Consider the following 13,860-nt stretch of genomic DNA (forward strand, 5'->3'; position numbering starts at 1 on the left):
CTATGAGTCAGATCCCCGCCATTGAACGCACCGCCAATCCGGTGCGCCGTACCAAGATCGTCGCCACCCTGGGGCCGGCCAGCGACAAAGACGGCGTACTGGAAAAACTGCTCAAGGCGGGCGTTGATGTCGTGCGGCTGAATTTCTCCCACGGAACCGCGGAAGACCATCGCCGCCGCCTGCAGCAGGTGCGGGAAATTGCTGCCCGGCTGGGCAAGGCTGTCGCCGCACTGGGCGACCTGCAGGGGCCGAAGATCCGCATCGCGCGTTTTCGCGACGGTGCCGTAACGCTTAAGGAAGGGCAGAAGTTTGTCCTCGATATGGCGCTCGGCAGCGATGACGGTTCGCTTGAGCGGGTAGGGTGTGATTACAAATCGCTGGTCGAAGACGTGAAGGCCGGCGACCGCCTGCTGCTGGATGACGGCCGCGTGGTGCTGGATGTGGAGCAGGTCAGCGGTACCGAAGTGATTACGCAGGTAGTGGTTGGTGGCAGCCTGTCCAATAACAAGGGCATCAACAAGCAGGGCGGTGGCCTGTCTGCCGCCGCACTGACGGAAAAAGACAAGGCGGACCTGAAAACCGCCATCGATATCGGTGTGGATTACCTCGCGGTGTCCTTTCCCCGCAGTGCCGACGACATGCGCGAGGCGCGGGCGCTGCTGGGCGAGGCCGGCAAAAACATTGGCCTGGTGGCCAAGGTAGAGCGTGCCGAAGCGGTGGAAAACGAAGCAACCCTGGACGAAATCATCGAGGCCTCCGAAGCGGTGATGGTGGCCCGCGGGGATCTCGGGGTGGAGATCGGCGATGCCGCATTGATCGGGGTGCAGAAGCGCATGATCAAGCGCGCCCGCCAGCTCAATCGCGCGGTGATTACCGCGACCCAGATGCTTGAAACCATGATCAAGGCCCCGCTGCCCACGCGCGCGGAAGTATTCGATGTGGCCAACGCCGTACTGGATGGCACCGATGCTGTGATGCTGTCTGCGGAAACCGCGGCCGGGGATTATCCGGTGGAAGCGGTCGAGGCCATGCACCGCCTGTGCATGGGAGCGGAGCGCGAGCGCTCCGCACAGGAATCCGGGCACCGCATGCACCAGGGTTTCTCCCGTATCGATGAAACCATCTCGCTTTCCGCCATGTATGCCGCGAACCATCTGGCCGGGGTTACCGCCATTGCGTGTATGACCCAGACCGGCTACACGCCCTTGATCGCCTCGCGCATCCGGTCGGGCCTGCCCATCGTCGGGCTGGCCCATGACCCCATCGCCCAGCGGCGCATGGCGCTGTACCGGGGGGTGATTTCCCTGCTGTTTGAGCCCGGCGACCAGAGCGACAAGGAGCTGAACCAGCGTGCGCTGGATGTGTTGAAGGAGCGGGGCATCGTAAAGGTGGGCGATCAGGTGATCCTGATTCGCGGCGACCTGATGCAATCCCACGGTGGCACCAACACGCTGAAAATCCTCGAAGTCAGTGATTGATCACTGACTTGTGCCGGGCCGCCGTCCGCTGGGCACACGTATCCAGTCTGTAACGAATCGCAAGCCGGAAGGTGCGGGCCCCGCCCTGTGTTGGGTACACTAACCGGCAAAACGAAATACAGGGATACGAGCGTTATGAGTCTCACCCATCTCAACCAGCAGGGCGAAGCCAGTATGGTGGATGTCACCGACAAGGACATCTCCGATCGCAGCGCCCGCGCGGAATCGGCAGTGGTCATGTCGGCGGAGGCCTTTGCCCAGCTCAGGGCCGGCAACAACAAGAAAGGCGATGTGCTCGCCACCGCCCGTATTGCCGGCATCCAGGCCGCCAAGAAAACTGCCGATCTGATACCTCTCTGTCACCCCCTCGCTCTCACCAAGGTACAGGTGGATTTTGCGCTGGATGAAGGCAGCAACTGCGTGCATATCCAGAGCTACTGCCGGCTTGCCGGGCGCACCGGGGTGGAAATGGAAGCCCTGACCGCGGCCAGTGTGGCGGCGCTGACGATTTACGACATGTGCAAAGCCGTGGATCCGGCCATGGTCATCGGGCCGACGAAACTGCAGGAAAAAACCGGTGGCAAACGCGGTCACTGGGTCGCGGAAAGCGCGGAGGTGAGCCAGTGATCAAGGTGCTGTTTTTTGCCGGGCTGCGGGAGCAGTTGGCCTGCGACAGCCTGGATGTGGACGCCGAGGGCGTATCCACGCTGGGGGAGCTGCGCGAAGCGCTGCGCAACAAGGGAGAAACCTGGCGGCTTGCCCTGGGCAATGACCAGCTGCAAATGGCGTGCAACCAGCAACTCAGTCATGCCCAGGCTGCGGTGCGTGACGGTGATGAAGTGGCCTTCTTCCCGCCGGTAACCGGGGGGTAAGGGAATGACTGATATTTCGATTGCCGTGCAGGCCGGGGGCTTTGATCCGGGAGCCGAGTACACCCTGCTGCGGCAGGGCAACACCAGCGATGGTGCCACCGCAATGTTTGTCGGCAATGTGCGGGATTTTTCCCCGACTGCAGCAACACCGGGATCGGCTGTCGAAACGCTCGAACTCGAACACTACCCGGGGATGGCGGAATCCGCCCTTGAGGGGATTGCACGCGAGGCGAGCCAGCGCTGGCCCCTGGGCCGGGTAAGGGTGATCCACCGCTATGGCAGGCTGGCGGCGGGTGACGAGATTGTTTTTGTGGGGGCAACCTCCGCACACCGGCGGGCGGCGCTGGATGCCTGTGCCTTTATCATGGACTTCCTCAAGAGTCGCGCCCCCTTCTGGAAAAAGGAACTGGTCGCGAGTGACAGCGCCGGGCAGTGGGTCGAGGCGAAAAAAAGTGATGAAGCGGCGCTGCAAAAGTGGTGAGTCCAGTTCGATGTTTGAGTTGTGGCCTGTTGCCCCAAACGGATCGAACGGCGTTCGCGTTAACCGGGTTATCTGCGAACCCGGTCACACAGAATAGTGTGATGTGGTGCGTGATACCTGTCACAACTTCGAGAAAAAACCTCTTGTCCATTGAATTTAAAGAAAAAATTCACCTCTAGTCCGATGCGCGAGATTTGAAGCGCCTCACATATCCCCTCGCCTTGGTTGCAATACAATCCCACCGCTAAGCACGCGCTGTGGCCTCAGTGCTGTGTTTTTTCTAGTCACGGGGCGGGCCGGAGGTATGAAAAGGGATATGTGCAGAATTCTGATATCGCTGACAGCAGCACTGCTGATGTCACTGTCTTCACTGGCCAGTGCTCAGGATGTGAGCCGCGAGGAGATTCGCGGGCTCGACGAGCAGATCCAGGACGTTAAGCAGGATGTGATCAGCCTGACTTCTGAGCTGAATCGACTCGAAGAGAAACTCCTGTTTCCCTCGAACACGCAGGCTGCGTTTTTCATCTCTCTCGCGGGTAGCGAGGATTTCAGCCTCGAATCGGTCGAGGTCAAGCTGGACAACCAGGTCGTTGCCCACCATCTGTACACCTATCGGGAAATCGAAGCCCTGCAACAGGGCGGTGTACAGCGCATTCACACCGCCAACGTGCAGACCGGTGCTCACCCACTGGTGATCAGCTACTTTGGCAAGTCAAAATCAGGCAAGGAGTATCGCGGAACGGCGACCTACAGCGTGGAAAAAGCAGTGGGTCCCAAGTTCGTTGAAATCCAGATTGCCGGCACCCAGTCCGCGATCAACTTTAAGGACTGGTAACCATGTCTTCCCGTCTGGCCCGTGCAATCGCCGGCGCAACCCTGTCGGCGTTGTCTTCGCTGTGCGTTGTCGCCGTGCCTTTGGGGGTGACATCTGTCGCGCAGGCGAAAGAAACACTCGACCCCACCGCACTGCATACCGATGAGCTGAAAGACCTTTTCTTCGGCGAAGCCCTGTTTTATGCGCATCAGGATGCCCATTTCGATGCGATCACCGGGCTGGATACCGAACTCAAGCAGTTCCGTTTGCTGGATGATCCGGCACTGGATCCATTCAGCATCCACTATGGCCAGGCGGAATTCGCCGTAGGCGACCTGGAACTTTCCTACCGCATGCACCGGGAAGCCGGCCGTGCAATCGAAGCGGTCCTGAAAGGCAATGTGTCGCAGGCGATCAAAAATGAAGCGGCATTCCGGCTCGCGCGTATTCATTACCAGAAACAGCAGTTCGCCAATGCACTGAATGCATTGCAAATGATCGAGGGGCGTGTGCCCGAAAGAGTGCGCGCGGAAGAGCAGTTCCTGCGTGCGCGCGTGTATATGCAACTGGGCCGCTTCGAAGAGGCGATTGCCCTGCTGCGGGATCTCAAGGGGGAGAAATCCCTTTCCGGTTTTGTGGAATACAACCTCGGTATCGCCCTGTTGAAAGCCGGTGATACCGAACGTGGTGTGCTGGAGCTGGATGGCCTCGGGCGCAATGCCGGTGCCAGCGAAGGCATGCAGGCACTGCAGGATAAAACCAACCTGCTGCTCGGTTACCAGTTGATGGAAGCCAAGGAATATGAGCGTGCGCGCACCTACTTTGACCGGGTGCGGCTGTCAGGCCCGTTTTCCAACCAGGCGCTGCTGGGTGCCGGTTGGGTGGAGGCTAATGCGGGCCGCTACGACCGGGCTCTGGTACCCTGGCAGCTGCTGAAAGAGCGCCAGCCAACCAACAAGGCCGTGCACGAGGCCGTGCTTGCCGTACCCTATGCCTACGGCAAGCTGGATGTACACAGCACCGCGGCGGTGAACTATGGCCAGGCTCTGGATCTGTTCGGTGAGCAGGTCGACGTGCTTTCCCAGTCCATTACCAGCATTCGCGAAGGCAAGCTGCTGGAGGCACTGCGCCGCAAGGAAGCCAATCAGGTGAAGAACTGGGTGGTGGAACTGCGCAAACTGCCCGGCGCTCCGGAAACCCACTACCTGCTCGACCTGATGGCGTCCAACGATTATCAGGAGTTCCTGCGAAACTATCAGGATCTGAACGACCTGTTTGAGCGCAACAAGGCCTGGTTGGAAAGCCTCGATTCCTTTGACGAAATCATCGCCCTGCGCCGCGCCTATTACGAACCGATACTGCCTGGCCTGGACGTCCAGTTCCGGCAGATTGATGCGCGCATCAAGATGCGCCTGGAGCAGCGCCAGCGCCTGGCGAGCCGTATCGAAAACCTGCTGGTAAATCGCCGGCCGGAATTGCTGGCCAAAAGCGAGGAAACCGACGCGCTCCTGCGGTTGGAAAGACTGCGCAACCTGCTGGCACACAATCCAGACCTGAACAGCGAAGAGACCGAATCTCGCATCGCACGCCTGGAAGGGTTGTTGCGGTTCAAACTCTCGAAACTGTTTGATGACCGCCTGACCGAAGCCTACAAGAACCTGCGCGAGCTGGACGGGGTGATCGCGACCCTGCAGGAAACCTACCAGCGCTATGTGCGCAGCCGTCAGGCCGCGACCCACAGCTACGAGGGCTATGGCGACCAGATCGTACAACTGCGCAGTGGCCTCAACCAGGCGCAGGACAGGATCGACCAGTTGATGGCACGTCAGGGTCGCATGCTGGAGCAGCTGGCGATCAACGAACTGGATCAGCAGCGGGCCCAGCTCGAGAGTTACCAGATCAAGGCACGCTTCGCACTGGCAGACAGTTACGACCGCGCCAACGAACTGCAGGAGCAGCGCCTGGATGCCCGGAAAGTTGAGCAGTACCAGGAGCAGATGGAACAGTTGAAACAGGCCGAGCCTGCATCCAACCGCGATGGTGAACCGCTGCCTGTGGATAACCCTCCGGAACTTGAGGCTCCTGTGGAGAGCGGTGAGGGCGCAGACAGTGAATAAGAAAGTACTAAGTGCCCGCTTTAATAGCCTGAGCCTTGCCACTGCGGCATCCGCGATGCTGTTGCTCAGTGCCTGCGCCAGTAACAGCGGCAACACCATTGGCAGCCTGAAAAACGTCGATATTGAAATCCGCGAGACACGCATTGAAGGCAGCCTCGAGAAGGCGCTGGCCAGCTATCAGAAGTACCTGCAGGAAACGCCGGAAACTGCACTGACGCCGGAAGCGATTCGCCGCATAGCAGACCTGAAGATCAAGCAGGCGCATCGCGCGGAAGCGGGTGGTGCCACCGCGTCGACGGCCACGCGCATTCTTTCCGAAGAAGAGGTGGCTGCAGCAACCACTAATGCCGCGCGCCGCGCGCAATCAGGCCAGGCACTGGGCCAGCCAGCCTTGGATGCACCAGAAGCGGCGCAGCTCGCAGCGGCCAGCCAGCAGGCGCCGCTGGCTCTCGACGGCGTTGCGCGCTCCAGTGGCGAAAGCGAATCGGACTTCGAGGCGCGCGCCAGTTCGAACCTGGCCATTGACAGCAGTCAGACCGCAGCCACAGACCTGAGTGGCAGCTTGCCCGGCGATGACCCGGATGCGCTGCTGGCGGCCAATGCCCGCGAGGCGATCGCCCTGTACAAAAAACTTCTGGCGGAATACCCCCAGTACGAACGCAACGATCAGGTGATGTACCAGCTTTCCCGGGCCTACGAGGAAACCGGGGAGATTGATGCGGCGGTACAGGTGTTGCGCCAGATGGTGGCCAAATACCCCGCATCCCGCCATGTGGACGAGGCCTTTTTCCGTCTCGGTGAGTACTACTTTACCCGCAAGAAATTCCTGGATGCAGAGGAGTCCTATGGCCGGGTAATTGACATGGGGAAAGTGTCCAGCTTCTACGAGCTGGCGCTGTACAAGCGCGGCTGGGCGCTGTTCAAACAGGAAATGTACGAGATGGCGCTGGACGATTTCGTGCGCATGCTCGACGTCAAGGTCGCCGATGGCTACGACTTCGAACAGCAATCGAACGAAACCGAGCGCAAGCACATCGAAGATACCTTCCGGGTTATCAGCCTGAGCTTCTCCTACCTCGGCGGTGCCGAGTCCATTGTGGATTATTTCACCCGCAAGGGCGCGCGGGATTACGAGTCCTACGTTTACAGTCACCTGGGTGAGTACTACCTGGACAAGCGTCGCTATCAGGATGCGGCGGAAGCCTATACCGCGTTTGTGGAGCGCAACCCGCTGCACAAAGTGGCTCCGGACTTTTCCATCCGTGTGATCGAGATTTACCAGAAGGGCGGTTTCCCGCGTCTGGTACTGGAAGCGAAAAAAGACTTCGCCAATACCTATGCGCTGGATGCCGAGTACTGGACAGTATTCGATATCCAGGAATACGCCACCGCGGTGGAGTTCCTGCAGACCAACCTGATCGACCTGGCGAGCCACTACCACGCGGCTTACCAGAACAAGAAGCTCAAGGACAAGAAAGGCGAGCACTACGCCGAGGCGATTCACTGGTATCGCCGTTACCTTGGCTCTTTCGCAGATCAGCCCAAGGCGCCGGAGATCAACTATCAGCTGGCCGGCCTGATGCTGGAAAACCGCGACTTCATGAACGCGGCGCAGGAATACGAGCGCACGGCATACCAGTATCAGGCGCACAAGGATGCCAGTGAAGCGGGCTATGCCGCGGTATTCGCCTATCGCGAGCACCTGAAAAACAACCTGGCCCAGGGCAGTACCGCCGAGAAAACCGCGGTGCAGAAAGAGATTATTCGCTCCTCCCTGACCTTTGCCGAAACCTTCCCGGAGCACGGCAAGGCGCCGCAGATTCTTGTGGGTGCCGTGGATGACCTGTACAAGCTGAAGAACTTTGCCGAAACCATTCAGAACGGCCGCCTGCTGCTGGAAAAATTCCCGGCCGCAGATCAGGAAATCCGCCGTTCCGCCTGGCTGCTGGTCGCGCACGCGTCGTTTGATACCGCCGCCTACGTGGACGCAGAATCCGGCTATCGCGAAGCGCTGGCACTTACCGCGGTTGACGCCAAGGATCGCGCGGATCTGATCGACAACCTGGCAGGCTCCATTTACCAGCAGGGCGACGTGGCCCGCAAGGCGGAAGATCACACGGCCGCTGCCGAACACTTCCTGCGTATCCGTATGGCCGCGCCGGGTGCCAGCATTCTTGCAACGGCGGAATACGATGCTGCCGCATCGCTGATCCAGCTGCAAAACTGGGTGCGCGCGGCGGATGTACTCAAGGCGTTCCGCACCAACCACCCGCAGCACGAGCTGCAAAAAGAAGTCACCAAAAAGCTGGCGGTGGTGTATCAGGAAAGTGGCCAGCTGCTGCTCGCCGGCGCCGAGTTCGAGCGCATTGAGCAGGAGTCACAAGACGACGATGTGCGCCGTGAAGCACTGACCCAGGCCGCGGATCTGTACAGTGCCGCGAAGAGTTACGACAAGGCACTGGCGGTACTGAACCGCTATGTGAAGCTCTTCCCGAGCCCCATGGAGCCGGCGCTGGAGACCCGGCAGAAGATTGCCGATATCTACAACAACAGCGGCAACCGCAAGGCCTACTTCAATACCCTGCAAGACATGGTGCGCATCGAGCTGCGCGGCGGAAACGAGCGCAACGACCGCACCCGCTACCTGGCCGGTACCGCCGCACTGCAGCTGGCGGAACCCAAATACGATGCGTTCCGGGAGATTGCCCTGGTTGCGCCGCTGGAGCAGAACCTCAATGCCAAGCGCACGCGGATGAAATCTGCGGTTAACGCCTTCTCGGATCTGATCGACTACCAGGTGGCGGATGTCACGGCGGCTGCGACTTTCTACCTGGGCGAAATTTACCTGCATTTCAGCCGCGCACTGAAAGAGTCGGAACGACCGACCAATCTCAGTGCCCTGGAGCTCGAAGAGTACGAGCTGGCACTGGAGGAGCAGATTTACCCGTTCGAGGAAAGGGCGATCTCGGTACACGAGAAAAATATCGACCTGATGGCTGCCGGTATCTACAACCAGTGGGTTGCGAAAAGTATCGAGCAGCTCGCCGGCCTGGTGCCTGCGCGCTATGACCGCAAAGAGGATGCGGGCAATATCCTCACCACCATTGTGCCGGTACCGGTTCAGCCTGAAGTGGCTGCCCCTGAAGTGAATGCCGAAGTCGCGGAAGCGCCTGCAGGCGATACAGCACCGCAGGTGGCTGAAACCGAAGTTCCGGCTGCTGCGTTGACTGCGGATGTGAACCCATCAGCAGAGGCTGGAGAAGAGGGCGGTATCGAGGAAACTGCGGCAGAGATTGAAGGATCGGAGCAAATTCCCGAGCCTGAACTGGTCGAGCCTGAAGTAGCCGAGCCTGCACCTGCGGTGATTGCGGAAAATGAATCCGAGGAGGATCAGGGCTGATGAGTTGGAATAATTTCCTGCGCCCAGTGGTATGTGCCGCGGTATTGCTGCTGGCCGCCTGTGCCAGCGGCCCGCAAACCTCCAACCGCCCGGTAGACCCGCTGAACGTCAAGGTTTCCGGCAGTGTGAACCGCGACTTTTTACAGGCGGTGGAGTACCTGCAGGGGGAGCGTTATCCGGAAGCTATTGAACTGCTGCAAAGTGTTGTCGCCCGCGAACAGCGTCTGTCCGCGCCCTATGTAAACCTGGGAATCGCCTATTTCCGTACCGGCGACGAGAAGCATGCAGAAGAGGCCTTTCTGGAAGCCCTGCGTGCGGCGCCGCTGGATCCGGTCGCCAGTAACGAACTGGCGGTACTCTACCGTCACCAGGGCCGGTTTGACGAAGCGCGCAAAACCTATGCGGACTCCCTGGCAGTGCATGCGGACAATCTGCCGCTGATCAAAAATCTCGGGATCCTTTGCGACCTCTATCTCCAGGATGTGAATTGTGCACTCGCACAATTTCAGCTCTACCTCAATCATGCGCCAGATGACACGAACGTATCCATTTGGGTAGCAGATCTGAAGCGGCGGGCAAACTGATGCAGTTGAGCAAAAAGAACCTGAAAGTAGTGCTGGCCATGACCGGATGCCTGTTGCCGTTGCCGGCGTTTGCGGCGGAGGATACGGCTAAAGGCACGGAAAAGAAGGTCGATAACCAGGTAAAGGAGCTCTCCGGTATTTCCATCATCGGAAACAAGGAGGCGCCCAAGTCACTGTACATCGTGCCGTGGAAAAGTTCCGAGGTGGGTGTGGAGAGCGGTTTGAATTCCACGCTGCTCGATCCCACGCTGCAGCCGCTGGACAAAGAAGTATTTATGCGCGAGCTCGAGTTTTACCAGCTCAGTCTTTCCGAGGAGTGACTGGGCACAGGACTCGAGGTCGCAGTCAGTAAGTGGCGCTGTACCCCTGGGGGCCGGCGCAGGCAAATAAGTTACTAACCATAGATTGACCATAAAGGTCGCAACAACAGAGGTTAAGCGGGCAGCCGCGCAACCGACAAAGAAAACCTAGAGGGCTTGTGATGGATTTCTTTAACAGCGTAATCGCGTTTTTTCAGACTGGTGGTGTGTTCATGTACCCCATTCTGGTGGTATTCGCGCTGGGCGCCGCGGTGGCGATCGAGCGTTACATTCGCCTGGCCTATGAACGCCACACCAACCGTGCGACTTGGGACAAGTTGCAGCCGGTATTGAATTCCGGCGACTTCGATCGCGCCCGTAACCTGGTCAAAGATGACAACACCGGTGTTGGCCGCCTGTTGGCCATGGGGCTTGAGCGCCAGGGCGCGGTGCGCCGTCGCGAAGATATCGAAATCGCGATGGAAGAAAGCATCATGGAGAGCATCCCGCAGCTGGAAAAGCGTACGCCCTACGTTGCGCTGGGCTCGAATATCGCCACCCTGCTCGGTCTGCTCGGTACCATCATGGGTCTTATCGAAGCCTTTACTGCGGTGGCCAATGCCAACCCGGCCGAGAAAGCGGATCTTCTGTCTGCGAGTATTTCCGTGGCGATGAACACAACGGCTTTCGGTCTGATGGTTGGTATCGCGCTGCTGATCGTGCACGCATTCCTGAACTCCCTGACCGGGCAGATCGTTGACAGCCTGGAAATGGTTTCCGTTAAAGCCCTGAACATCATCTCTAGCAGCACCCGCCGTCGCAGCGAAGTGCCGCAGGAAGAGGGCGCCGCTGGCAAGCCGGTTAATCAGGACGTCGTACAGACTCAGCAGGCCAAAGCCGCGCGCAATGCCGATGCGGAGCAGTCCGCTGATCAGGCCACCGAGAGCAGCAAGCCGGAATCTGTGTAATGAGAAGCAGGCGTCACGGTAGAAACAAAGAAGCTCCAGAACTGGACATTACCGCCTTCCTCAACCTGATGGTGGTACTGGTGCCGTTCCTGTTGGTTTCCGCAGTATTTTCCCGCGTGACCATCCTGGAACTCAATATGCCCAGCGGCGCTGGCGGCGGCGCACCGGATAACCCCAGTGTGACGGTCGAGGTTGTGGTGCGCAAAGATGCGCTGGAAGTCAGCGATGGTGAAAAGGTTATCGCCCGCTTCACCAACCTGAACCAGGACGGCGAACAGACCGCGGATGCCCCGGCTGATGCCGCGGTGGCAGAGGGTGGAGACCCGGCGGAAGTAGCGCCGGTACTGCCTACTGCGGAAGTCTACGACCTGGCGCGACTGCGTGAATTCCTGGTTCGCATCAAGCAATCCTATCCGGACAAAACCGATTCCACTCTGCTTATGGAGCCGGATGTGGCTTATGAGCACCTGGTTGGCGTGATGGACGCGGTACGTGGAGCTGATGTCATTCCCGAAGGCACAACCGATCCGGAAGCCAAGCCGGAACGGATGGAACTCTTCCCCGATATTTCCCTGGGAGATGCGCCGTGAAACGTGAAAGCAGACGCATGAAGCGCATGGCGCGAAGCCGCAAGCGCAAAACACCGGGCATGAACCTGACTTCGCTGATGGATGTATTCACCATTCTGGTGTTCTTCCTGCTGACCAACAGCGCCAGCGACGAAGCGATTGAAGCGCCCAAGGTCATCACCCTGCCGGACTCCGTGGTGGAGTCCAAGCCGCGGGAGACCGTTACCCTCATGGTCACCCACGACGAGGTGCTGATTGAAACCAAGTCGGTCATGACGACCGAAGAGCTGTACCAGAGTGAAGAGCTGGTGATTGAAGCGATCCAGCAGGCCATGATCGAAGAGGTCGGTAAGGCCATGACCATGGCCGAGGATGAGCTTGAGAAAGCCAAGGCAGCATTGGCTGCGCGGGCTGCGGCCGGCGAAGATGTTGCTGCCGAGGCGGCCGAGCTGTTGGCCGAACCGCCGGAAGTAAACATCCTGGCGGATAGATCCGTACCGTTCAGCGTACTGAAGAAAGTCATGTCCAGCTGCACCAATGCCGGATACACGCGAATTTCCCTGGCGGTTATTCAGAAAGCATCTCAGAGTTAGTGAAAGTTTGTGAGTAATTTTCATCAGCAAAAGCAGGCACTGAGCGCACAGCAGGAAGCTGTCCGCCGTCGACTGGACGCGCTTGAGTCCGAGCGGGATCAGGTCGATGGCAAATTGCAGGCCCTGCACAAGGATGAGGCCAAGCATCAGCTGCTCGACGAAATCTCCGACCGTCTCGACAAGCTCGAGGCTGCCGGTGCCGGGGAACTGTTCTGGGCGGAACACTACAAGGAAAATGCGTCCAAGGCGCTGATTCACCGCCTGCAGAAGACCGTCAGTATCTATCACGCAAACCTCGACCTGTTGAATGAGCGCCATAAGCGCATTCAGGATCAGATCGACGAATGCCGCGATGACCTGTTTGACCTGGATGCCGAGTTCCGGGAAATCCGTCAGCAGGAAGAGGATGTGCACTACGAGTATGAAGTGACGCGGGAGCTGGAGCCCTCAGCATTCCGCAACGCGATCATGCCGTGGAACACCGATGGAGAAGACGAGCGTCGCTTCCGTCGCAGTTTGCTCGCCTGTTTGCTGATCGCATTCTTCCTGGGGTTCGGTGCCTATACCTGGCAGCTCCCGGAGCCCGATGAAGAGGAAGTAATCGAGGTGCCGGAGCGTCTGGCCAAGCTGGTGCTGGAAAAGAAAACCAAGCCCAAGCCGCCGCCGGAGCCGGTGGTGAAAAAGCCGGAAGAGAAAAAGAAAGAGCCTGAGAAAGCCAAGCAGGAAGTGGCCAAGGAAGAACCCAAGCCTTCCAACGTGGAGAAGAAGCAGGTTCGCAAGAAGGTTGAGCGCGCCGGTGTTCTGGCCTTCAAAGACAACTTCCAGGATCTTATCCAGGACGATCTCGACAACCGTCTGGGGCAGCAGACCCAGTTGAGTACCGCAGGCAAGAAAGAGAACCGCAGTCAGCGTTCACTTATCACCGCCGCGGCGAAATCCGGGTCTGACGGTATCAATACGGCTGCACTCAGCCGCAATGCCGGTGGCGTGGGCACGGCGCTCGACGGGGTGAGTTTCTCCAGGGTATCCAGTGGTATCGGTACCGAAGGCGATTTTGCCGGCGAAGAGCGTCCGCTCAGCGATGGCATGGGGCCGTCCCGTACCGACGAAGAGATCCAGATTGTCTTCGACCGTTACAAGTCGGCGCTGTACCGGATCTACAACCGCGAGCTGCGCAACAACCCGGCCCTGCAGGGCAAGATGGTGCTGCGTATCACGATCGAGCCTGATGGATCGGTGTCGCTGGCGAAAGTGGAGAGCAGTGATATGGATTCGCCGGCGCTTGATACCAATATCATTGCGCGGGTGAAACGCTTCAACTTTGGGGCCAAGGACGGGGTGCCGACCATCACCATCCTGTACCCCATCGACTTCCTGCCTGCTGCGTAATGTGACGGTTTGCACCGCCCCGGTTTTCCCGGGGCGGTGCATGCGTTGGCATTTCTTAAGAAATTACCTGAGGTTTGCCTGAGAACTGCTTGGCAAACGAAGAAAAAGTTCCCTTCTGGCGCCGCAATTTTGACTTGCTTCACGGTGCCAAATGCTCCCTTCCAATAAAGTTCCGCGACCGGGTGTCTCCCGGAGCCGCCGCACGCGTGGTGGCTGGAGAATCAATTTTTACTGATTGGCAGCGGAAAGCGATGAAGTCTGAAGTAGCAGGGCGAAAATCTTTCAAAAATGCACTG

At 59.0% G+C, this 13,860-nt stretch carries 13 protein-coding genes; all 13 read left to right on the plus strand.

Annotation, left to right across the window (positions count from 1 at the left end; all coding sequences use genetic code 11):
* The first annotated feature begins 2 nt into the window (after window positions 1-2).
* Window positions 3-1,478 (plus strand): pyruvate kinase, encoded by a 1,476-nt coding sequence (gene pyk, locus ACNKU7_RS03720; protein WP_418295611.1) that lies wholly within the window; start codon window positions 3-5, stop codon window positions 1,476-1,478.
* A gap of 135 nt (window positions 1,479-1,613) precedes the next feature.
* Entirely contained in the window at window positions 1,614-2,105 is a 492-nt protein-coding gene (gene moaC, locus ACNKU7_RS03725; RefSeq protein WP_418295612.1) for a cyclic pyranopterin monophosphate synthase MoaC, read from the plus strand.
* Window positions 2,102-2,350 carry a molybdopterin synthase sulfur carrier subunit gene (gene moaD, locus ACNKU7_RS03730; RefSeq protein ID WP_418295613.1) on the plus strand — a complete coding sequence of 83 codons (249 nt, stop codon included), beginning with the start codon at window positions 2,102-2,104 and terminating at the stop codon, window positions 2,348-2,350. Before moaC ends, moaD begins: the two co-directional genes overlap by 4 nt.
* A gap of 4 nt (window positions 2,351-2,354) precedes the next feature.
* Window positions 2,355-2,831: a molybdenum cofactor biosynthesis protein MoaE gene (locus ACNKU7_RS03735; protein ID WP_418295614.1), complete on the plus strand. Its 477-nt coding sequence runs from the start codon at window positions 2,355-2,357 to the stop codon at window positions 2,829-2,831.
* 316 nt (window positions 2,832-3,147) lie between these two features.
* A complete protein-coding gene (locus ACNKU7_RS03740) occupies window positions 3,148-3,666 on the plus strand; it encodes a hypothetical protein (RefSeq protein ID WP_418295615.1) in 519 nt (172 codons plus the stop codon).
* 2 nt (window positions 3,667-3,668) lie between these two features.
* Entirely contained in the window at window positions 3,669-5,762 is a 2,094-nt protein-coding gene (locus ACNKU7_RS03745) for a tetratricopeptide repeat protein (protein WP_418295616.1), read from the plus strand.
* The gene (locus tag ACNKU7_RS03750) at window positions 5,755-9,162 is read left to right on the plus strand and encodes a tetratricopeptide repeat protein (RefSeq protein WP_418295617.1); all 3,408 of its coding nucleotides are present in this window, start codon (window positions 5,755-5,757) and stop codon (window positions 9,160-9,162) included. Before ACNKU7_RS03745 ends, ACNKU7_RS03750 begins: the two co-directional genes overlap by 8 nt.
* Complete coding sequence (locus ACNKU7_RS03755) at window positions 9,162-9,746, plus strand: tetratricopeptide repeat protein (protein ID WP_418295618.1); 585 nt, start codon at window positions 9,162-9,164, stop codon at window positions 9,744-9,746. The genes ACNKU7_RS03750 and ACNKU7_RS03755 overlap by 1 nt, the downstream gene beginning before the upstream one ends.
* Complete coding sequence (locus ACNKU7_RS03760) at window positions 9,746-10,066, plus strand: hypothetical protein (RefSeq protein WP_418295619.1); 321 nt, start codon at window positions 9,746-9,748, stop codon at window positions 10,064-10,066. The genes ACNKU7_RS03755 and ACNKU7_RS03760 overlap by 1 nt, the downstream gene beginning before the upstream one ends.
* Before the next feature lie 161 nt (window positions 10,067-10,227).
* Entirely contained in the window at window positions 10,228-11,013 is a 786-nt protein-coding gene (locus tag ACNKU7_RS03765; RefSeq protein ID WP_418295620.1) for a MotA/TolQ/ExbB proton channel family protein, read from the plus strand.
* Entirely contained in the window at window positions 11,013-11,603 is a 591-nt protein-coding gene (locus ACNKU7_RS03770) for an ExbD/TolR family protein (protein ID WP_418295621.1), read from the plus strand. The genes ACNKU7_RS03765 and ACNKU7_RS03770 overlap by 1 nt, the downstream gene beginning before the upstream one ends.
* Window positions 11,600-12,175 (plus strand): ExbD/TolR family protein, encoded by a 576-nt coding sequence (locus tag ACNKU7_RS03775; protein ID WP_418295622.1) that lies wholly within the window; start codon window positions 11,600-11,602, stop codon window positions 12,173-12,175. Before ACNKU7_RS03770 ends, ACNKU7_RS03775 begins: the two co-directional genes overlap by 4 nt.
* A gap of 9 nt (window positions 12,176-12,184) precedes the next feature.
* Window positions 12,185-13,564, plus strand: coding sequence for an AgmX/PglI C-terminal domain-containing protein (locus tag ACNKU7_RS03780; RefSeq protein WP_418295623.1), 1,380 nt, complete (start codon window positions 12,185-12,187; stop codon window positions 13,562-13,564).
* Window positions 13,565-13,860: the final 296 nt, after the last annotated feature.

This window comes from Microbulbifer weihaiensis (assembly GCF_048323715.1).
Classification (GTDB): Bacteria; Pseudomonadota; Gammaproteobacteria; order Pseudomonadales; family Cellvibrionaceae; genus Microbulbifer.

What these genes read in the sequence shown, in the direction of transcription:
- pyk (WP_418295611.1), top strand. Translation starts at nt 3, where the DNA reads ATGAGTCAGATCCCCGCCATTGAACGCACCGCCAATCCGGTGCGCCGT.
- moaC (WP_418295612.1), top strand. Translation starts at nt 1,614, where the DNA reads ATGAGTCTCACCCATCTCAACCAGCAGGGCGAAGCCAGTATGGTGGAT.
- ACNKU7_RS03735 (WP_418295614.1), top strand. Translation starts at nt 2,355, where the DNA reads ATGACTGATATTTCGATTGCCGTGCAGGCCGGGGGCTTTGATCCGGGA.
- ACNKU7_RS03740 (WP_418295615.1), top strand. Translation starts at nt 3,148, where the DNA reads ATGTGCAGAATTCTGATATCGCTGACAGCAGCACTGCTGATGTCACTG.
- ACNKU7_RS03745 (WP_418295616.1), top strand. Translation starts at nt 3,669, where the DNA reads ATGTCTTCCCGTCTGGCCCGTGCAATCGCCGGCGCAACCCTGTCGGCG.
- ACNKU7_RS03755 (WP_418295618.1), top strand. Translation starts at nt 9,162, where the DNA reads ATGAGTTGGAATAATTTCCTGCGCCCAGTGGTATGTGCCGCGGTATTG.
- ACNKU7_RS03760 (WP_418295619.1), top strand. Translation starts at nt 9,746, where the DNA reads ATGCAGTTGAGCAAAAAGAACCTGAAAGTAGTGCTGGCCATGACCGGA.
- ACNKU7_RS03765 (WP_418295620.1), top strand. Translation starts at nt 10,228, where the DNA reads ATGGATTTCTTTAACAGCGTAATCGCGTTTTTTCAGACTGGTGGTGTG.
- ACNKU7_RS03770 (WP_418295621.1), top strand. Translation starts at nt 11,013, where the DNA reads ATGAGAAGCAGGCGTCACGGTAGAAACAAAGAAGCTCCAGAACTGGAC.